The sequence below is a fragment of the Cupriavidus sp. DL-D2 genome (genome assembly GCF_039710735.1).
Classification (GTDB): domain Bacteria; phylum Pseudomonadota; class Gammaproteobacteria; order Burkholderiales; family Burkholderiaceae; genus Cupriavidus.
The window spans coordinates 1-20008 of record NZ_JBDKXK010000008.1 but is presented as its reverse complement, the minus strand read 5'-3'; the positions used below and the strand labels follow the sequence as shown (position 1 = coordinate 20008).

Below are 20008 nucleotides of genomic sequence, written 5' to 3'. Positions count from 1 at the left end.
AGAATCTCAGCCCCCTCCCCGCGCCATGCGCGCCAGATCCACCAGCGCGTCGTACTCGTCGCCACTCAGGATTTCGAGTGCGATGGCCGCCTCGCGCGCGGCCATGCCATGCGCCTTGGCGTAGGCTACGATGCGCGCCGCCTTGTCATAGCCGATGTGTGGATTCAGCGCTGTAGCGGCCAGTAGCGGGCTGTCGAGTTGGCGTGCGAGCCGCTCGCGGTTCGGTTCCAGTCCTGGAATCACGCGTTCCGCCACGGTACGCGCGCTGTCGGCCAGTACACGGATCGACTGCAGCACGTTGTGGATCAGCACTGGTTTCGCCACATTCAGTTCGAAGCTGCCCGATGCCCCCGCCATCGTGACCGTGACGTGATTGCCAGCGACTTGCATGCCGGCCTGCACCATCACCTCCAGGATGGTGGGATTCCGCTTTCCCGGCATGATCGATGAGGTCAGGCCGTCATCGGGCATCAGCAGTTCGCCGATTCCGCAGTGTGGCCCGGAACTCATCCATCGCAGGTCGTTCGCAATCTTGATGAACGAGACGGCGATGACGTTCAGCACGCCGGACAGCTCCAGCAACGCATCGTGCGCGGCCATGCCCTCCACCTTGCACGGGCTCGGGCGGAATGGCAGTCCAGTCAGGCGGCTCGCCTCCGCGCAGAAGGCTTCCGCGAATCCTGCCGGCGCGTTGAGTCCTGTGCCTGCCGCCGTACCGCCTTGCGGCAGCGACAGCAGGCGCGGCATCGTGGCTTCCACGCGCTCGATGCCATATCCAACCTGCGCCGCAAACCCCTCGAAGCTGCGTCCCAGGGTGGTGGGCACCGCATCCATCAGATGCGTTCGCGCCAGTTTGAGGATGTCCGCGAAGGCCACCGAGCGTGCCTGCAAGCTATCGCGCAGTGCGGCCAATGCAGGGAGCAACCGGTCTTCGACTTCCAGCACGGCGCTCAAATGCATCACCGTCGGAAAGCTGTCATTGGACGACTGCGAACGATTGACGTGATCGTTGGGATGGATCGGACGCTTGGTGCCGAGCGGTTCGCCCAGACGCTCGTTAGCGCGATTGGCGATGACCTCGTTGGCATTCATGTTGGTCTGTGTGCCGGACCCGGTCTGCCAGATCGTCAGCGGAAAGTGCGCGTCGAATGCACCGCTGCGCACCTCGGCCGCTGCCGCAACAATCGCCTGCGCCATATCGGCGTCGAGTTGGCCGCACTGCAAATTGGCAACTGCCGCCGACATCTTGTGCAGGCCGAATGCATGGATCAGGCACTCGGGAAGCCGCTCGGTGCCGATATCGAACACGGCGAGCGCGCGCTGGGTCTGGGCACCCCAGTACCGGACAGCAGGAATATCCACTGGCCCAAAGGCGTCGTGCTCTGTGCGCGTCATCGTCATCGTTCAATCCAGCGAGATGTTCGCCTTGGCTGCCAGCACCTTCCAGCGCGCCACTTCGGTTTCCGTGTGCTTTCCCAGCGCACTGGCCGTGTACTTGTCAGCCGGCAGCATCTGGATAGCCTGGGCGGATAGTCGATCCGTGAACGCCTTGTCGTTCATGACTTTCAGGTAGGCCGCCTGCACCTTGTCGATCACCGGCTGCGGCGTGCCCTTCGGTGCATAGATGCCGTACCACGTAGCGGCCTCGAAGCCAGGGACCACGGTTTCAGCCAGGGTCGGCACATCCTTGAGTTGGGCCACGCGCGTGGCGGATGTCACCGCCAGCGGGCGCACCTTCGCTTCCGTGATCTGCGGCAACGCGGTGTTAGTCTGGTCGAACATGCCATCGACCTGACCGCCAATCACATCGATCAGCGCCGGTCCTGCGCCCTTGTACGGCACCAGCGATACCTTGATGCCCGCCGCCGACGCGAACATCGCCGCGATGAGATGGGACGTCGAGCCCATGCCCGCATTGCTGATGAACAGCTTGCCGGGATTCTGCTTGCCGTACTCGACCAGCGCCTTCACGTCCTTGGCAGGATGGTCCTTGCGCACCATCAGCACCATCGGCGTGTCCGGGAAGCGAAACACCGGCGCGAAATCCTTCACCGGGTCGTAGGGCAGCTTCTTGTACAGCGCGGGTGCAGCGCCCATGTAACCCATATGGCCCACCAGCATCGTGTAGCCATCTGCCTGTGCGCGCGCAGCCTTGGTCGCGCCAACGGTGCCGCCCGCTCCAGGCGAGTTGTCGATGATGATCGACTGCCCCACCTCGCGTGACACGCGCTCGGCGATATTGCGCGCCAGTGCATCGGTGGGACCACCCGCCGCGAACGGCACGATCCATGTGATCGGCTTGTTGGGCCACGCCTGTGCGTGGGCCGACGTAGCGGCAGCAAGCGTAACGACGGCAAGTGTGGCGCGCACAAAGGGAGTGAAGGGTTGCATGGGTTGTCTCCTGCCTGAATTTTTTATGAAATGGGATTAGCGGGCCGTGGCGCGCGCCAGCGGTATGCCGCTGGAATGCGGGCCGACCTGATCGGCGTCCTCGCCCAGCAGGTTGCCGTCGTCGAGTGCGGCATCGGCCTGCGCGGTATTCGGATACAGCTCCGGGTATAGATGACGTTTCGCAGTGTCGGCATCGAACGTGCCGGACCACTTGGCTACCACCACCGTCGCCACGCTGTTGCCGATGGTGTTGCAGGTGGAGATCGCCATCGACAGGAAACGGTAGACGCCAAAGATCACCGCAAGCCCTTCCACCGGCAACACGCCCGTCGATGTCACCGTGGCGGCGAATACGACGAAGGAACCACCGGAGACCGTTGCAGCCCCCTTCGACGTCAGCAGCATCAGCACCAGAATGCCAAGCTGATGATCGAGCGACAACGGCACACCGTAGGCGTGGGAGATGAACATCACCCCCATCGCCATGAAGATGGAAGTGCCATCGAGGTTGAAGGCATAACCCGTGGGCAGCACCAGTCCAACCGTTTGCTTGGCGCAGCCCAGGCGTTGCAGCTTGATCAGCAGGCGAGGCAGCGCACTCTCCGACGATGCCGTGCCCAGCACGATCAGGATTTCATCCTTGATGTATCGCAGGAATCGCCACAGGCTGAACCCTGCCAGTCGCGCCACAAGGCCGAGCACCACGGCAATGAACACGATCACCACGGCATAGAAGCTCAGCACGAACTCGGCCAGCGCCAGCAGCACGGCGGAGCCGTTGCTGCCCACGGAGTAGGCCACTGCGCCAAACGTGCCGATCGGCGCGAGCTTCATCACGAGATTGATGAACGAGAACAGCACCTCGGAGATGTTGTCGAGCCCTTCATTGATCTTGACGCGACGGGTCTCCGGAATGGCCAGGATGCCGATGCCAACCATCACGGCCAGCACCACCACCTGCAGCAGTTCGCCCTTGGCGAAGGCGCCCACGAAGTTGTCCGGCACGATATGCGCCATGAACTCCAGGAAGCCCTGCGGTGCAGCCGCCTTGACCACTGGCGCCGCACTGGCCGCGCCAACGCTGCTCATGCCCTTGCCGATCTCCAGCAGGTTGCCAGCCACCATGCCGATGATCAGCGCGATGGTGGAGATCACCTCGAAGTAGAGAATGGATCGCCAGCCCACGCGCCCCGCACTCTTGACGTCGCCCGCCGAAGCAATGCCATGGACGATGGTCAGGAATACCAGCGGCGCGACGCCGGCCTTGATGAGCGACAGGAACATGTCGCCCAGCAGCTTGAGCTTTGCCGCGAATGCCGGAAACGCGAAGCCCACCGCGATGCCGAGTATCAGCGACACCAGCACCTGCATGCCAAGGCGGCGATACCAGGGCAGGCGCCTGGGTGTTGGAACGTCTGGAATCTGTGTGGATGCGGTATTCATGTCTGTCTCCTCTGGACGGGTAGCCGAATGCCGGCGCTCAGGCCACTTCGCCAGACAGCGCGATGGCGCGATCCACCATTTGCGGTGCCAGGCCCAGATAGTTCACCGGGTCCACCATGTGTTCGATGGCCGCACGGTCGAAGTGCTGCGTGACAGCGGGCAATGCGAGCAGTGCTTCGGCCAGCGTGCCGCCCTTCTCGTTCACGGTGCGGCAAGCGTCGTAGACCACGTCGTGCGCCTGCTGGCGGCCGATATGGGGCGCCATGCGCATCATCACGGCCTCGGCCACGATCAAACCCTTGGAAATGCCGAGGTTCTGCGCCATGCGCGGCACATCGACGATCAGGCCGCCCAGCGCGAATTTCGCTTGATGCAGTGCGCCGGCAGTCAGGATGAAACTCTCGGGAATGGCGATCCACTCGGCATGCCACGGGCCGGTGGCACGCTCGAAGTCCTGCACCATGGCATCCACCATCAGGCCGGCGTGCTGGCGCACGGCCTTCGATGCGGCAAGCATCAGTTCGCTCGAAATCGGGTTGCGCTTCTGCGGCATGGTGCTGCTGGCGCCCCGCCCCTTCACGAAAGGCTCGTAGACCTCCGCGAATTCCGTGGAGGCCATGATCATGATGTCGAGCGCAATCTTGCCGAGCGATCCGGTGATCAGCGCCAGCAGGTTCACGGCTTCGGCAAACCCGTCACGTGCTACGTGCCAGGTGGTTGCCGGCACCCCAAGATCCAGTTCCTGAGCCAGCGCACGCTGCACGTCGAAGCCCTTGTCACCCAGCGACGCCAACGTGCCGGCAGCACCGGCAAACTCCACCACGGCCACGCGCGGGCGCAGTTCGGCCAGTCGCTGTTGATGGCGATCGAACATCGCCAGCCAGATCGCCACCTTGTAGCCGAACGTCACCGGCAACGCTTGCTGCAAGTGGGTACGGCCAGCCATCGGGGTATCGCGATGCTTCACGGCGAGGTCGGCCAGGATGCGGCGCAGCTCGCGGATATCGGCATCGATGCTGTCCAGTGCATCGCGCACCTGCAGCGCCACGGCGGTGTCCATGATGTCCTGCGTGGTGGCACCCCAGTGGACGTAGCGACCGGCTTCACCGCACATTTCCACCAGTTGATGCACCAGCGGCAGGATCGGATAGCCGACAATGTCGGTTTCCTCGCGCATGTGGTCGAAGTCGATCCGCTCGATGCGCGATTCCCGGGCGATGGCTTCGGCGGCATCCGCGGGAATGACGCCGACGCGGGCCTCGGCCTTGGCCAGGGCGACTTCGACGTCGATGTATCGCTGGACCAGCGCGCCGTCCGAGAAAATCTCGCGCATGGCCTTGGTGCCGAAGGCATCTCGGAACAACGCGGAATCGACAACGGTGCTGGCGGCGGGAATCGTGTAGTTGGGCATGGTGCGACCTTGTGGCAATCGTGCAGAAATTCGTATATGTTCGAACATATGCACCATTAAATATGTTCGAACATATTTGAGAAATCAGTGTTAACCCTGAAATGGTGCACGTGCAGTGAAAGGGCCAATGAGCAAGACAAATTCCGCAGAGATCAGCCGCGCGCTGCTGGACGGCATCACCACGGGCCGTTTCCCGGTAGGCGCCCTGCTGCCTACAGAGTTCGAGCTATGCGAGCAATTCCAGGCCAGCCGCTACACGATTCGGGCGGTGTTGCAGGAGTTGCAGGACATGGGGCTGGTGTCGCGCCGCAAGAACGTGGGCACGCGCGTGGAGGCCACCCGGCCGAAAGCCGTGTTCAAGCCGACATTGGCGTCGGTGGAAGACCTGATGCAGTTTGGTGAAGCGCACCGCCGCGTGGTGCAGTCGGTGGAGACTGTGACCGCGCCAGCCGAAGTGGCAGCCGACCTGGGCGGCGCACCCGATACGCAGTGGCTGCGCATTTCCAGCGTCCGGCTGGACGATGGTGACAGTGCTGCGCCGATGGCGTGGACCGACATCTATGTCGATGCCAGCTATGCCGATATCGGAGCCACTGTGCGTGATACACCCGACGTGCTGGTCAGCTCATTGATCGAATCACGTCATGGCCGCCCGATTGCGGAGATCGAACAGGAGGTGCGCGCCTCGACGCTGCAGGATGCGCGCATTGGCGATGCGCTTGGGCTCGAACTGGGCGCGCCGGTCCTGAAGATCGTGCGTCGCTATTTCGATGAGGCCGGTGAAACGTTCGAGGTATCGGTAACGATCCATCCGGCAGAGACGTTCTCGGTCACCACGCGCATGAAGCGCACCGCGGGGTAACCCGCGCCGATGGCCTCGGCGCGGACTCGGGCCAACGTCAGAACGCCGAGCGCACCACCCCGCCATCGGCACGCAATGCCGCGCCATTGGTGGCCGCCGATGCGGGCGAGCAGACATAGACGACCAGGTTCGCCACTTCCTCCGGTGTGATAAAGCGCTTCAGCAGCGACGAGGGACGAGCCTGTTCGAAAAACTGCTTCTGGAAGGCTTCGAACGACTGGCCACCGGACAGCTTCTCCACAAAATCGCTGACGCCTTCCGAGCTTGTCGGTCCTGGCAGCACGGCATTCACCGTGACACCCGTGCCCGCGCACGATTCCGCCAAGCCGCGCGAGATGGCGAGCTGTGCAGTCTTGGTCATGCCGTAGTGGATCATTTCGACGGGAATCTGGACGCCGCTCTCGCTGCTGATGAATACGATGCGCCCCCAGTTTTTCTTCTTCATCGCCGGCAGGTAGGCGCGGGACAACCGCACGCCAGACATGACATTGACGTCGAAGAACATCTGCCAGTCAGCGTCGGGGATGTCCTCGAACGGCTTGGGGTCGAACATCCCGAGATTGTTGACGAGGATGTCGACCGTGGGAAACTTTGCGACCAGACCTTCCACGCCTGCAACGGTCGACAGGTCGCCTGCATAGCCGTGCACGCGCGCGTTGGGCACCGTGGCCGCCAGTTTATCGAGCGCCTCGGCCACGGAACGGTCCGATCTCCCGTTCAGGATGACTTCTGCCCCTTCGCGCGCCAGTCCCGCCGCAATGGCAAACCCGATGCCCTTGCTCGATCCACTGACCAGCGCCAACTTGCCTTGAAGTTGATAGTCCATATCCATCCTTTCTGTGCGGCGATGGGACAGGACACATGGCCTTTCCGCGTTCGATCCGCTTGATTTGCCTGATGCGTCAGGCCGCCAAATGCGTCACTACTGAAGCACAACCATCGATCACGCTAGCCACCATGCGGCGACGCGGACTCCAGTCCGCCCAGGCAGAGCGTGAACAATCCCAGCCTGCCTCTGACACCGAGCGTGCGATAGATGCTGGCAACACACGTCAGCACCTCGCGCTGGTTCATGCCTGTCCGATCCGCAATCTGCGCTTCGGATGCCGACGTCAATAATAGAAAAAGCACATCGCGTTCGGAAGACGCCAATGCGTCCACCACGGTATCGGGCAGTAGCAAGCCGCAGCGATTGTGGTGCAGGTCCGTGACATCCTGGGCGATGCCGAGTCGTAGCTGGTTGGCTTCCAGCCATCGCGCGGACCATCGGAAATGAACATCGGCACCACTGCGGTGCTGATAGCGGTTTTCGAATCCCTCGCGACGCTTGCCGGCCAGGACTTGTTGGGCCTCGTTCAGCGTCTTTGTACGATCGCCCGGGACCACGAGATCAAGGATGGGAAGACCAATGAGGTCGGACGCCGCAAAACCCAGCGTGGCCGAGCAGTTCCGGTTGACGTACTGAATCTTCCCGGAAGCATCTACCAGGAAGACATTCTGGATCGAACGATCCGCGATCTCGAGCAGCGACGATTCGCCTGAAAGATCCGCCATACCCCGGTCAGGTCAGAAATTGAGTAATGGCGATATTACACAGAATGATTCGGTATCAGAACCGCCGCACGATATTTGATGCGCCGTTCACCGCACAGCAACACCCCGACAGATATCTATCGTTGAAACGTCTTGCAGATCAGATGGAAGCGAAGTGCATTTGCATTTCGAACGCGCGTTTCTAGGCTGGAGCCATTGCCCGGACCCGCATCCACATGTCCCGCGTGCAAGAACAAGAAACAACAAATGGGGGGCCTGCGATGACAACGCGCACGGCAGCAGACACCACCTCGCCAAACCAGATTGCGATCGTTTCGATGATCCTTCTGGTCTGGCTCACGGCCTTCCACTCCATTCCCGCCCTCGCCGCCAAGGAATATGCGCCGGTGGGCGGAGGCGGCGACTCCAGTGCCCGGGATGTATGCCCTGCCGGCCAGTTCCTGATTGGCATGCGCGTGCGTTCGGGTGCGTGGATAGATCAGATGTCGATTACCTGCGGCGCCATCAACCCTGACGGTTCGATCGGCACGCAGTCGAATGGGCCAACGCGCGGCGGAAATGGGGGCGGCCCCTCTCAAGGTACGTGCGGCGCCGGCAAAATCGTGTCGGGCCTCGGCATGTTATTCACTGAGGGGAATCGTCAGGTCCTGACCATCGATCTGAATTGCCGCTCCACCACTGGCCCGGATCGCAGCAATTTCAGGCTCGGTCAGGAGCCTCCGGGATTTTCCCGTTTCCCCACCGAGATTCAGCCGTGCCCGAACGGCGAGGCGGCCGTCGGTGTGCAAGGTCGATATGGCCGGCACGTCAATGCGTTGGGATTGATTTGCGGCGCGTTTGCGCAGGTGGTTCCCGGTACAGGACCTGGGACCGGATCAACCGGGTCAACCGGAACAGGATGCGCGGGCCTGTCCGGCGACGACCTGGAAATGTGCACCGAGCACAATACCTATCGCGCCAGACACGGCGTGGCGCCATTGACATGGTCGACCGAACTGGCCAATAACGCGAAGGCATGGGTGGCCGGCTGCCACAAGGCCAAGAACGCCAATAACGACGAGTATTTCTGCCACCAGAGTCCGCGCGGATGTGGGACCGATCCCAATTATCGTTATGGCGAGAATCTCTCGTTCGGCTGGCCCAGCCGCACCGCGAAGGAAGCTGCCCGGCAGTGGTATTGCGAGAGCAATGTTTACAACTTCGACAACCCCTCCCCGAAACTGGCGGGGGAAGACGATTCGGGATCGGTATTCGGAGACGCCTGCAACCCTGCGAACAACCCCAAGAAAGTGACCGGCCATTTTACTCAGGTGATATGGCGCGCGACCACGAAGCTGGGCTGCGCCAAGAACACCTGCTCGCAGGGTCAGACGCAAGGCACGCTCTGGGCCTGCGAATATGACCCGACCGGAAATTTCAATGCCGCAGAACCTGGCGTGCTGGCTCAGAACGTGCCGAAACCCATCCAGGGACTGGCCCCGATGATGGCGTTGGGTCGAAGCGCCTCGCCGCAGACGAACACGTTCATCATCTCGGACGTCGATCTCTATGACATCCCAGGCGGCGTCGGTCGGGTAATCGGCATCCTCAGACAAGGCCAGATCCTGCGCCTCTACGAATGCAAGGCCGACGACTGGTGCCGCGTCGAGGGAGGCTGGGTCTGGGGTTCGTTCCTCGTGCGCAGCCACATTCACTAGCCGCGCAGCCGTTCACTCTGGCTGCGGATTCGCCCCGATCCTCTCGAATTGCGCAAACTGGCCGACCAGCTCGCCCTTACCGACGGACCTTCCTGCGAGGTGACCGAACGCATGGCCGCCTGACTTCCGCGCTTCGACACCTGAAAGCACGTTTCACATTGCGGGATTTGCGCCGGATTTCTCCGGCGCGCTGTTTTCGTGGCCTGAAAAATCGTTCCACATCACGAAATACAAGAGCTATCTCGTTGAAATATAAAGATAAATTAAGTCTTATGTCTTATATAAGACCTTGTTGCGACGCATCAAGCGAGGACTACAATTTTGTCCATGCGGTTCGCTTCGACAAACCGTGAAGCACCCCCCAAAAACTTTTTGCGGAAGCGCTCAAGCCCTTAGGAGAGACACATGGCCCAATATCAAGACGACATCAAGGCAGTTGCTGGTTTGAAGGAAATGCAGGGCAGCGCTTGGGATGCCATCAATCCCGAATACGCCGCACGCATGCGCGCCCAGAACAAGTTCAAGACGGGTCTGGACATTGCCAAGTACACGGCCAAGATCATGCGCGCCGATATGGCCGCCTACGATGCCGACTCGTCCAAGTACACGCAGTCGCTGGGTTGCTGGCACGGCTTCATCGGCCAGCAGAAGATGATCTCCATCAAGAAGCACTTCAAGAGCACCGAACGCCGTTACCTGTACCTGTCGGGCTGGATGGTCGCTGCGCTGCGCTCGGAGTTCGGTCCGCTGCCGGACCAGTCGATGCACGAAAAGACGTCGGTGACCGCGCTGATCCGCGAACTGTACACATTCCTGCGCCAGGCCGATGCCCGTGAACTGGGCGGCCTGTTCCGCGAACTGGACGCTGCCACCGGCGCTGCCAAGGCCGCGATCCAGGAAAAGATCGACAACCACGTGACGCACGTGGTGCCCATCATCGCCGACATCGACGCTGGTTTCGGCAATGCCGAGGCAACGTACCTGCTGGCCAAGCAGTTCATCGAAGCCGGTGCCTGCTGCATCCAGATCGAAAACCAGGTGTCCGACGAGAAGCAGTGCGGCCACCAGGACGGCAAGGTCACCGTGCCGCACGAGGACTTCCTGGCCAAGATCCGCGCCATTCGCTACGCGTTCCTGGAACTGGGCGTGGACGACGGCATCATCGTGTCGCGTACCGATTCGCTGGGTGCCGGCCTGACCAAGCAAATCGCCGTGACCCACACGCCGGGCGACCTGGGCGACCAGTACAACTCGTTCCTCGATTGCGAAGAACTGACCCCGGACCAACTGGGCAACGGTGACGTGATCATCAAGCGCGATGGCAAGCTGCTGCGTCCGAAGCGCCTGCCGAGCAACCTGTTCCAGTTCCGCGCCGGTACGGGCGAAGCACGTTGCGTGCTGGACAGCATCACCGCGCTGCAGAACGGCGCCGACCTGCTGTGGATCGAAACCGAAAAGCCGCACATCGCGCAGATCGGCAACATGGTCAAGGAAATCCGCAAGGTGATCCCGAACGCCAAGCTGGTGTACAACAACAGCCCGTCGTTCAACTGGACCCTGAACTTCCGCCAGCAAGCCTATGACGCGATGCAAGCCGCAGGCAAGGATGTGTCGGCCTACGAACGCAGCCAACTGATGAGCGTGGAGTACGACAACACGGAACTGGCGAAGCAAGCCGACGAGAAGATCCGTACGTTCCAGGCCGATGCCGCACGCGAAGCCGGTATCTTCCACCACCTGATCACGCTGCCGACGTACCACACCGCCGCACTGTCCACGGACAACCTGGCCAAGGAATACTTCGGCGACCAGGGCATGCTGGGCTACGTGGCTGGCGTGCAGCGCAAGGAAATCCGCCAGGGCATCGCCTGCGTGAAGCACCAGAACATGTCCGGCTCGGACATCGGTGACGACCACAAGGAATACTTCAGCGGCGACGCCGCCCTGAAGGCAGCGGGCAAGGACAACACGATGAACCAGTTCTGATCGCGTCTGTTCCGGTAGTACGTTCCAAGAAAAACGCCAACCTTCGCGGGTTGGCGTTTTTTTGTTGCATCGATCGCATCGACATGTGGCACGACCTACAGCGCCGTGATGACCTTCGACCGATCGATGGCATCGAGCGTCGCGCAACCCATCAGGGCCATGGCGATTTCGAATTCGGTTTGCAGCAACGTCAGCATGTGGGCTACGCCCGGCATGCCACCCACGGCCAGTGCATGCAACACGGGCTGACCGATCATAACGGCGGAGGCGCCGAGCGCGATGGCCTTGAACACATCGGTCCCGCGTCGGACACCGCCATCGAGCAGTACAGGCACTGCGCCGTTGACCGCCGCCACCACACCCGGCAGGCAATCCAGCGTCGCCGGTACGGTATCGAGCGTGCGGCCTCCATGATTCGACACGATGATGCCTGCCGCACCAGCCTCGATGGCGCGCGGCACATCCAGCGGATTGAGCAGGCCCTTCACCACCACGGGCAAGCGGGTTTCACGGCACAGCGCCTGCAGGGTGGCCCACGTGGGCGCGTTGTCGAGCAACCCCTTGAAGACCGGACTGCCGTTGCGCGCATCGAATGTCGGCATCGGCGCCATGCCATCGAGATTGACGGGGCGGACATCGGGCGGCAACCGGAAGCCCGCGCGTTGTTCGATATTGCGCACGCCGCTGATCGTGGCGTCGATGGTCAGGACCAGCGCCTTGTATCCCGCGTTTTCCGCCCGTCTCACCAGTGTCAGCGTGTCTTCCCATCGCGGTTGGAAATAGAGCTGGAACCAGACTGGCGCACTGCCGATGCGCGCCACTTCCTCAAGCGGCGTGCTGGCCTGCGTACTGACCGTCATCCACGTGCGCGTCAGCGATGCGGCCTGCGCGGTTGCCAGCTCGCCCGCCGGGTACACCAGCTTGTGATACGCGGTGGGTGCAATCAGGATGGGCGATTCGAGGACTTCACCCAGCAGAATCGATCGTGCGGAAGCATTGGAGAAATCGGCCAACGCACACGGCATCAGCTTGACCCGGTCGAACGCGGTGCGGTTGTCGCGCTGCGTCACGCCATCGGCGGCGGCGCCCGAGATGTAGGCCCGTATCGGCGCGTCCACGCGTTCGTGGAAGCGACGTTCGTAGTCGTCCAGCGAAACGGTGTCAGGGGGAATGTGCATGCTGCTCACAGTTCGGCCCAGCGACGCAGCAGGTTGTGATAGTGGTTGACCAATGCCAGCACGGATGCCTGGTCATCGCCGAGCCGCTGGCGAATATCGATGATCGCGAGATCCAGTTCGTAGAGCATGCTGCGCTGCCCATCGTCCTTGACCATGGACTGCGCCCAGAAGAACGATGCCCATCGCGCGCCCTTGGTCACGGGCGTGACCTCATGCAGCGAGGACGAAGGATAGACCACCATGTGCCCCGCCGGCAGCTTGACGGTGTGCGAGCCATAGAGATCCTTGATGACCAGTTCGCCACCCTCGTATTCATCGGGATCGGAGAGAAACAGCGTGCTCGATACATCGGCACGGATACGCATGCCGCCCGAGCCCGGCACGGTGCGGATCGCGTTGTCCACGTGACTGCCGAACGTCATGGCCGTGTCGTAGCGATTGAACATCGGCGGCAACACGCGCAGCGGCAATGCCGCAGAGTGATACGTGGCGTTCCCACCGAGCACGGTAAGGATCAGTTCCCCGAGTTCACGGGCCTCGGCGCTGTCCACCGGCAACTGGAGATTGTGTTTGGATTTGGCAGCGAGATCGCCCGCCGTGACGCGCCCGTCCACCCATGGCGAGCTTTCGAGCCGTTCCCTGCAATAGCGGATCTGTTCGGGCGTCAGGACATCTGGAATCTGTACGAGCATGATGCGTTCGGAGGTAAGCAGGTGGAGGGGCGCGGACTCCGTATGGTAGCGGCTCCGCCCCCCCGGGCCTTGCGTCTGCGCAAAGCCCGGCAATCGCCACGCAGTTGCCCGTGATCAGAACGTCATGCCAACGTTCAGCAGCACCGTCCGACGTGAAGTCGGAACCGCACGCACGGCACCAAACGACGACTGATAGTTCAGATGGTTCGTCAGGTTGTAGCCATTGAGCGAGATACGGTACTTGCCCTGCCTGTACGCGATCATTGCGTCGAGCGAGAAGTTGTCCGGCATCTTGGCGGTGTTCGCCGAATCCGCCCAGTGGCCCGTGGCGTACTGCAGTCCACCGCCGATCGTCAGTTGGCCAGGCACCGGCAGCAGCGAGTGCGGAATGTCATAAGCCGTCCACAGCGTGATGTTGTGCTTTGACACGCCCGGCGCCGTGTTGCCGACGGTTGTCGCCGTGGAGGCCGACGTGACTTCGCCGTTCAGATAGGCATACGCCACGCTAGCCGTCCAGCCACCGACGATACGACCACTCAGGCCAAGCTCGACGCCACGAATACGCCGGCCTTCGCCAGAATCGGAGAAGCCATTGGTGATGTCGCCGGTCGCAGGGTCCACCGTGTACGCATTGCTCTTCTTGGTCTGGAACAGCGCACCGGTCAGGCCGAGCCGCTTGTCGAGGAAGTCCAGCTTGGCGCCAACCTCGATGGTGTCAGCACGCTCGGGCTCGTTGCTGAAGCCATTCTGCGGCACTTCGGAACCCACGCCGCCCACTGCCACGGCGATGTCGGTGCCCACCGGACGATACGTGCGCGAGAACGACGTGTAGAACATGTAGTCCTTGGTCGGCTCCCAGATGGCGCTGATGGCCGGGCTCAGCTTCTTCGAGTCTGCGCTGCCGCCCAGCGTCGATGCGCTGGTGGCGTATTCGCTGCGGAAGTAGTCCCAGCGCAAGCTGCCCAGCAGCGAGATCTGGTCGTTGAAGTAAACGCGGTCGCTCATGAACACGCCCACGTTCGTGGCGTTGGCGTCGCGCGTGTTGTTGTAGGCAACCGTCGCATTCGGGCTGTTGTAGAACACCGGGTTGACCACGGTCTGGTTGTTGTTGCGGCCCGTCCAGCTACCCTGGTCGCGATGATCTCGCTGGTAGATCGTGTCGAGACCGACCATCGCCTTGTGGCGGATGCTGCCGGTCATGAACTCGCCCTTGGCGCTCAACACGTTCTGCACACCCCAGCCGCGCTGCAGGTAGGTGGTGCCTCCGCCCGCGCCATACGGCAGCGCGACATTGCGCCCCGACAGCAGCGTCTGCAGGTTGGCGTACGTCAGCGAGGCCGGATTGGTCGACGAGAAATCGCGCTCGTAGAAGCTGAAGCGCGTGTCGTTGCTGATGGTGATGCCGTTGTCGAGCCTGGTCGAGAAGTTCGACGAGACGATGTGCGCATCGGTGGTATCGCGGTCGGTGTTGCGCACGTACGAGGTGGACGACGAGATACCCGGCACGCCGTATTGCGTGAGCGGACGCAGGATGCCATCGGACCCCGCGGCCAGCGGCACGCCGAAATCAGGCGCGCCACTGCGATGCAGGTACGAATAGTTCAGGTGCCATTCCGTGCTGGTGCCCAGGCCCGTACCGAAGTCGATGGCGACGCCGCGGCGGTCATCGTCCACGTTGTTGCGATCGGCCACGCGTCCGTTCTGGAACATGCCGTTGATGCGCAGGGCCGAGGTGTCGTTCAGCTTGAAGTTGCTGTCCAGCGTCGTGCGATAGGAGGCATCGGAGCCGATGCCCTGATCGATGCTGGTACTGGTGTTGAGGTTGGCTTTCTTGGTGGTCTGGTTGATCAGGCCACCCACGTTACCCACGCCGAAGCTCTCGCCCGACGGCCCCTTGATGACTTCGACGCTTTCCGTATTGAACGCATCGCGCTTGTACGCGCCAAAATCGCGCAGGCCATCCACGTAGATATCGCCCTTGGCCGAGAGGCCGCGAATCCGGAACTGGTCGCCGTTCTGGCCGCCGTTGCCTTCGCCTGTGGAGATCGTGATGCCCGGCACGTTCTTGAGGATCTGCTCCAGCGACGTGGCGTGCTGCTGCTCGATGACTTCCCTCGGCACCACGTTGATGGTCTTGGGCGTTTCCTTGACCGTTTCCGGCAGCCGCGAAATGCCGAGCGATGCATCGTTCGTGTTTTCAATGCCACGACCGGTGACCGTGACCTGCGGCAGCACGTTGCCGCTGGCCGCGCCGGATACCGATTCGGTGGCGGACTGGGCATGGACGGCGAGCGGGAACAGGACGAGACCGGCGGACGCGCCCGAGACCAACAGGCGGATGGCATTGGCTATTTTTCTTTGCTGCACGGAAAACTCCAGAGGAAGGACATTCGGTCTTGACGTGCAGCCGAGCCTTCGCTGGAGCAATCACCCTCCCCGTCAAAAGAGGTCATCACTGCAAATCGACGCCGCCAGACAGCGGGCATACCCGTCAAAATGCGAATGATTACTATTTGGTGTTGCTGGGATTTGTTGAATTGTGGCGAAGTGTGGCAACGCCGGATCGGCTACCACGTTTCGCCACAATCGCCGCTTAGACAGGCAGTTCGATGACGGCACGCAGCCCGCCCGTCTCCCTGTTATGCAACGTGACATCGCCGCCATGCGCGCGAATGCACGATCGTGCAATCGCCAGGCCCAGGCCAAGACCGCCGGTCTCGGTGCTGCGGGCCGCATCGAGCCGCGCAAAGGGCTCGAAGACCTGTTCCAGATGTTCGGGATCGATACCCGGCCCGCTGTCATCCACCTCGATGCGCAACGCTCCCGGTACAGCATCGGACCGGACCTTGACGCGAACTTCGCCAAAGCGCGTCGCATTGTCGATGATGTTGCCCAGTCCACGCTTCAGATGCACAGGGCGGCAGCGATACAACACGTCAGAGGCCAGTTCGCTCTTGAAGCTCACTGATCGTCCCTGAATGGTCTGCTGATCGACTACCTCTCGGACCAGTTCCTCGAAGCACACGTCTTGCGTCGGCTCGCGCAGGGCATCGTCACGCGCAAAGCCCAGGATTTCCTCGACCATGATGCTCATCTCGTCCAGCGTCTGCACCATGGCATCGCGCAGCGGTTCATCATCGATGAATTCCGCGCGAATGCGCAAAGACGTCAGCGGTGTGCGCAGATCGTGGCCGATGGCCGCCACCATCTGCGTGCGGCCGTTCACGAAGCGCGTGAGACTGGCCTGCATGTCGTTGAATGCCTGCGTAATCTCGCGGATGCCGCTGAGTCCGTCAGGCGCGGGCAGGATGACCTGTTCGCCACGACTCACGCGCTTCGATGCTTCCGTCAGATTCCTGAGCGGACGCATGATGCGACGCCCAAACAGCAGCGCGATCAGCGCGGTGGGCAACATGCCCACGAGCAACGAGAAACTCAATACGCGCGACCAGTGCGCAGGCAACATCGTCGGCAGACTGCGGCTCAACAGCCATTGACCATTCGGCAGCCTGACGTCGATGTCGAGTCCCCATGCGTGATCGCTCCGGAACGCATGGTCGAGCCCGTTCCGGTGCGCGGGACGCCCGCCTTCCAGCGCGCCCGGCCCCACCCGCTCCAGCCGCACATACACCGGCACATCGTTCGATATCCCCAGCAACGTGCGCAGTCGCTTGGCTATCGCCGCTTCCTGTTCGCCAGTCTCCGGAAAGCCGGCCAAGGGATGGATGGCCAGCGTGAACGTGGTATCGGGCAGGCTGATGTCCTTGAGCACGGCCTCGGCGTCGGCAGAGCGCTCGGCTACCCGATAGGCCGACAGCACGCGTGTTTCGATGGTGCGAATCGATAGCGGATGGATAGTCGCGTTGTCCGCGCGCCACCACGTCAGCGCCACCACGGCAATCACGTGCGCGGCAACGAGCGCGAGGAGCCACAGGGCAATCAGTTGCCCCGACAAACTGCGCGGCAACCACTTCATACCGGCTCGGCCAGCACCCGGCTCGTCAGCAGGTAGCCGTCGCCGCGCACCGTCTTCAGCATTTCCGGACGCCGGGGGTCCGGCTCCAATTTCTTGCGCAGGCGGCTGACCTGACTGTCGATGCTGCGATCGAATGTGGCGGTATCGGACCGCTGCGTGAGATTCAGCAACTGGCTGCGACTCAGCACACGATTGGCGTTCTCCACCAGCGCGCGGAGCAGGTGGAATTCGGCGGTGCTGATCGGCACATCGGTGTCGGAGGGGTTCCGGAGTTCGCGGGATCGCGTATCAAACGTCCATCCGCCAAAGCTGAATCGATACTCGGGCTGCGCAGGAGGAAGCGCCATATCGCGATGTTCCGCGGGTCGATTGCGCCGGAGCACACTGCGAATCCGGGCCACCAGCTCGCGCGGATCAAAAGGCTTCACCACATAGTCGGACGCGCCGATTTCCAGGCCTGCGATGCGATCGGCCTGTTCGGCCACCGCCGTCAGCAGAATGACTGGCGTGCCCACACGCTCGGACACAAAGCGGCACAACGACAGGCCGTCTTCGCCGGGAAGCATGATGTCCAGCACGATCAGGCTGAAAGAACGTTCCTCCAGCCGTTGCCGCATGGCCTTGCCGTCGCCCACGGTCTCGACTTCGAACTCGAAGCGGCGGAAGTATGTGGCCAATGGGTCACGAATATTGATGTGATCGTCGACGATCAGAATGCTGGGACGCGCGTCCATACCCCTCGAACTTACAAATAAGAATCATTTCCCGCGATTCTAGCTTAACTACTATGCCGCGCCGACGCGCCTGGCGCCGTACAGGGAGCACGCAAGCGCGCCGTTCCTGTCACGGTCTGATGCTTTGGTGTTGGAAACCACACAGCTTAATGTTCGATTAAGGTCCATTCGATAGTCTCGGGAAAAACGTGCCGGCCTGTGTTCTCACGGGTCCGTCGCGATCGACATCACCGTTTCCTGACACTCATCGATGCTGCAACGAGAGGCCCAGCGCCCCCCGCTTATTTCGCATGACGTACCGTTGCCCCGTTATCGGCCGCTCGCAACGGGCAACGCCTATCTGATGTGGATTGCGGTGTTTGTCGGCGTGGCGCTCGTATTCTGGTTTGGCACGCTGGGGTTGCGCCATCTGGTGGGTCCGGACGAAGGCCGCTACGCAGAGATTTCGCGCGAGATGCTCACCACCGGCGACTGGGTGACCATCCGCTACAACGCACTCAAGTACTTCGAGAAGCCGCCCTTCCATATGTGGGCAACGGCGGTCGCCTACGCGCTGTTCGGCATCGGCGAATGGCAGGCGCGTCTGACCGTGGCACTGGCCGGGCTGCTGGGCATTGTCATGACGATGCTTGCCACCTGGCGCTGGTTCGGCGTGCGTGCCGCAGCGTTTGCGGGACTGGCACTGCTGGCCGCGCCCATGTGGAGCGTGGCGGCGCACTTCAATACACTCGACATGACCCTGGCCGGCGTCATGTCATGCATCCTGGCCTGCATGCTGATCGCCCAGCACCCCGATAACACCGCGTCCCAACGCAGGACATGGATGCTGGCGAGCTGGGCGGCGATGGGGGTGGCGATCCTGACCAAGGGTCTTGTCGGTATCGCACTGCCGGGCCTGGTCCTTGTGGTCTATACCTGCATCACGCGCGACTGGAACCTGTGGCGACGCCTGTACCTGCTGCCCGGTGCCGCGCTCATGGTGGCGATCAGTGCGCCGTGGTTCTATCTGGTTTCCACCCGCAATCCCGAGTTCCTGCACTTCTTTTTCATCCACGAGCACTGGCAGCGCTACACCTCCAACCTGCATGCGCGGGGCGGACCGATCGTGTACTTCGTGCCCCTGATTCTTGGTGGATTCCTGCCATGGGTCGGCCTGTTTCCGCGCATCTGGGCCGCCATCCGCCTGCCCGCCGCGCATCGCCGGACAACGTTCCGCCCGGCCCTGATGGCCGGGGTCTGGGCCATCGCGATCTTCACGTTCTTCAGCCTGTCGCATTCCAAACTGCCCGGCTATATCGTGCCCGTGTTTCCGGCACTGGGCATCCTGGCGGGCGTGGCGCTCGACAAGATCGACGCCCGCGCATGGCGCAAGCAGTTGATGGGCATGGCCGTGCTGACCAGTTGTGGCCTGCTGGCCAGCCCCGTGGTGGCCACGCTCAACGCCAACCACACGCCCAACATGTTCTGGCGCGCCTATGCGATCTGGGCCGCGCTGGCATTTGTGCTGATGCTGTTGTCCATCGCCGTCTCGTTCCTCTTGCTCCATCGTGGCGTGCTGCGCAGCGTGGCGATGTATGCGCTCGGCATGTACGTCGGCTTCACCGTGGCGCTGCTGGGTCATGAGACCGTAGGCGGGCCGGCCTCCGGCGCCAGCCTTGCGCCCCAGGTCAAGCAGATCCTGACACCCGGCATGAAGCTCTATGCCCTGGAAATGCTGGACCATACATTGCCGTTCTACGTCGGGCATCCGCTCACCATGGTGGGCTCGGCGGACGAGCTGACTTTCGGCACCGAGATGGAACCGCAACGTGCAGTGCCTGACATTGCCACGTTTGCGAAGGACTGGGCCGGCAAGGCTCCGGCGCTCGCCGTGATGTCGCCCCAGACCTACCTGGAACTCTCGCCAGCCTTGCGCTTCTACGTCGTGGACCGCGACTGGCGCCGGGTGGTCGTGAGCAACAGGCCCGTACCGCTCCCCTCCCGCTGAATTCTTTTTTGTTCACTCCATTTTTTTGAATTTCTTATGCAGCAAAAGCGAGTCCTGATCCTCGGCGTCAATGGCTTCATCGGCCACCATCTGACGC

Annotated in this window: 15 protein-coding genes; 4 read left to right on the top strand and 11 right to left on the bottom strand. The window is 62.1% G+C overall.

What is annotated here, in order from left to right:
* Positions 1 to 6 precede the first annotated feature (6 nt).
* The 4 genes from ABDB81_RS06705 to pcaB are packed head-to-tail and all read right to left on the bottom strand — an operon-like array spanning position 7 to position 5245.
* Complete coding sequence (locus ABDB81_RS06705; protein ID WP_346810457.1) at positions 7 to 1401, bottom strand: class II fumarate hydratase; 1395 nt, start codon at positions 1399 to 1401, stop codon at positions 7 to 9.
* Positions 1402 to 1404: 3 nt separating this feature from the next.
* Positions 1405 to 2391 (bottom strand): tripartite tricarboxylate transporter substrate binding protein BugD, encoded by a 987-nt coding sequence (locus tag ABDB81_RS06700; protein ID WP_346810456.1) that lies wholly within the window; start codon positions 2389 to 2391, stop codon positions 1405 to 1407.
* Between the two features lie 36 nt (positions 2392 to 2427).
* A complete protein-coding gene (locus ABDB81_RS06695; RefSeq protein WP_137923465.1) occupies positions 2428 to 3834 on the bottom strand; it encodes a cation:dicarboxylase symporter family transporter in 1407 nt (468 codons plus the stop codon).
* A gap of 37 nt (positions 3835 to 3871) precedes the next feature.
* Entirely contained in the window at positions 3872 to 5245 is a 1374-nt protein-coding gene (pcaB, locus tag ABDB81_RS06690; protein WP_137923466.1) for a 3-carboxy-cis,cis-muconate cycloisomerase, read from the bottom strand.
* Positions 5246 to 5372: 127 nt separating this feature from the next.
* On the opposite strand from pcaB, the gene ABDB81_RS06685 reads away from it, so the two are divergent.
* Entirely contained in the window at positions 5373 to 6107 is a 735-nt protein-coding gene (locus ABDB81_RS06685) for a GntR family transcriptional regulator (protein ID WP_137923467.1), read from the top strand.
* A gap of 37 nt (positions 6108 to 6144) precedes the next feature.
* On the opposite strand, the gene ABDB81_RS06680 is transcribed toward ABDB81_RS06685, so the two are convergent.
* Together ABDB81_RS06680 and ABDB81_RS06675 are read right to left on the bottom strand one after the other, a co-directional pair.
* Positions 6145 to 6933: an SDR family oxidoreductase gene (locus ABDB81_RS06680; protein WP_137923468.1), complete on the bottom strand. Its 789-nt coding sequence runs from the start codon at positions 6931 to 6933 to the stop codon at positions 6145 to 6147.
* Between the two features lie 122 nt (positions 6934 to 7055).
* A complete protein-coding gene (locus ABDB81_RS06675) occupies positions 7056 to 7661 on the bottom strand; it encodes a PAS domain S-box protein (RefSeq protein ID WP_137923469.1) in 606 nt (201 codons plus the stop codon).
* A gap of 260 nt (positions 7662 to 7921) precedes the next feature.
* Between ABDB81_RS06675 and ABDB81_RS06670 the strand changes: the two genes are divergently transcribed.
* Positions 7922 to 9358, top strand: a complete 1437-nt coding sequence (locus ABDB81_RS06670; RefSeq protein WP_346810455.1) for a CAP domain-containing protein — start codon at positions 7922 to 7924, stop codon at positions 9356 to 9358.
* Between the two features lie 405 nt (positions 9359 to 9763).
* Positions 9764 to 11344, top strand: coding sequence for an isocitrate lyase (locus ABDB81_RS06665; RefSeq protein WP_137923471.1), 1581 nt, complete (start codon positions 9764 to 9766; stop codon positions 11342 to 11344).
* Between the two features lie 95 nt (positions 11345 to 11439).
* Here the strand turns inward: ABDB81_RS06665 and ABDB81_RS06660 are convergent, their stop codons facing one another.
* The 5 genes from ABDB81_RS06660 to ABDB81_RS06640 form a co-directional block, all read right to left on the bottom strand.
* Positions 11440 to 12522: an alpha-hydroxy acid oxidase gene (locus ABDB81_RS06660; protein WP_346810454.1), complete on the bottom strand. Its 1083-nt coding sequence runs from the start codon at positions 12520 to 12522 to the stop codon at positions 11440 to 11442.
* 5 nt (positions 12523 to 12527) lie between these two features.
* Positions 12528 to 13214: a Fe2+-dependent dioxygenase gene (locus tag ABDB81_RS06655; protein WP_346810453.1), complete on the bottom strand. Its 687-nt coding sequence runs from the start codon at positions 13212 to 13214 to the stop codon at positions 12528 to 12530.
* Positions 13215 to 13328: 114 nt separating this feature from the next.
* On the bottom strand, positions 13329 to 15581 hold the full coding sequence (locus ABDB81_RS06650) for a TonB-dependent siderophore receptor (protein ID WP_346810452.1): 2253 nt from the start codon (positions 15579 to 15581) through the stop codon (positions 13329 to 13331).
* Positions 15582 to 15807: 226 nt separating this feature from the next.
* Positions 15808 to 17190: an ATP-binding protein gene (locus ABDB81_RS06645; protein WP_346810451.1), complete on the bottom strand. Its 1383-nt coding sequence runs from the start codon at positions 17188 to 17190 to the stop codon at positions 15808 to 15810.
* A complete protein-coding gene (locus ABDB81_RS06640; protein WP_137923476.1) occupies positions 17187 to 17924 on the bottom strand; it encodes a response regulator in 738 nt (245 codons plus the stop codon). Before ABDB81_RS06640 ends, ABDB81_RS06645 begins: the two co-directional genes overlap by 4 nt.
* A gap of 343 nt (positions 17925 to 18267) precedes the next feature.
* On the opposite strand from ABDB81_RS06640, the gene ABDB81_RS06635 reads away from it, so the two are divergent.
* Positions 18268 to 19911, top strand: a complete 1644-nt coding sequence (locus ABDB81_RS06635; protein ID WP_346810515.1) for a glycosyltransferase family 39 protein — start codon at positions 18268 to 18270, stop codon at positions 19909 to 19911.
* Positions 19912 to 20008: the final 97 nt, after the last annotated feature.

Bases quoted from the DNA above. Each gene is read 5' to 3' on its own strand.
- ABDB81_RS06705 (WP_346810457.1), bottom strand. From the start codon at position 1,401: ATGACGATGACGCGCACAGAGCACGACGCCTTTGGGCCAGTGGATATT.
- ABDB81_RS06700 (WP_346810456.1), bottom strand. From the start codon at position 2,391: ATGCAACCCTTCACTCCCTTTGTGCGCGCCACACTTGCCGTCGTTACG.
- ABDB81_RS06695 (WP_137923465.1), bottom strand. From the start codon at position 3,834: ATGAATACCGCATCCACACAGATTCCAGACGTTCCAACACCCAGGCGC.
- pcaB (WP_137923466.1), bottom strand. From the start codon at position 5,245: ATGCCCAACTACACGATTCCCGCCGCCAGCACCGTTGTCGATTCCGCG.
- ABDB81_RS06685 (WP_137923467.1), top strand. From the start codon at position 5,373: ATGAGCAAGACAAATTCCGCAGAGATCAGCCGCGCGCTGCTGGACGGC.
- ABDB81_RS06680 (WP_137923468.1), bottom strand. From the start codon at position 6,933: ATGGACTATCAACTTCAAGGCAAGTTGGCGCTGGTCAGTGGATCGAGC.
- ABDB81_RS06675 (WP_137923469.1), bottom strand. From the start codon at position 7,661: ATGGCGGATCTTTCAGGCGAATCGTCGCTGCTCGAGATCGCGGATCGT.
- ABDB81_RS06670 (WP_346810455.1), top strand. From the start codon at position 7,922: ATGACAACGCGCACGGCAGCAGACACCACCTCGCCAAACCAGATTGCG.
- ABDB81_RS06665 (WP_137923471.1), top strand. From the start codon at position 9,764: ATGGCCCAATATCAAGACGACATCAAGGCAGTTGCTGGTTTGAAGGAA.
- ABDB81_RS06660 (WP_346810454.1), bottom strand. From the start codon at position 12,522: ATGCACATTCCCCCTGACACCGTTTCGCTGGACGACTACGAACGTCGC.
- ABDB81_RS06655 (WP_346810453.1), bottom strand. From the start codon at position 13,214: ATGCTCGTACAGATTCCAGATGTCCTGACGCCCGAACAGATCCGCTAT.
- ABDB81_RS06645 (WP_346810451.1), bottom strand. From the start codon at position 17,190: ATGAAGTGGTTGCCGCGCAGTTTGTCGGGGCAACTGATTGCCCTGTGG.
- ABDB81_RS06640 (WP_137923476.1), bottom strand. From the start codon at position 17,924: ATGGACGCGCGTCCCAGCATTCTGATCGTCGACGATCACATCAATATT.
- ABDB81_RS06635 (WP_346810515.1), top strand. From the start codon at position 18,268: ATGTGGATTGCGGTGTTTGTCGGCGTGGCGCTCGTATTCTGGTTTGGC.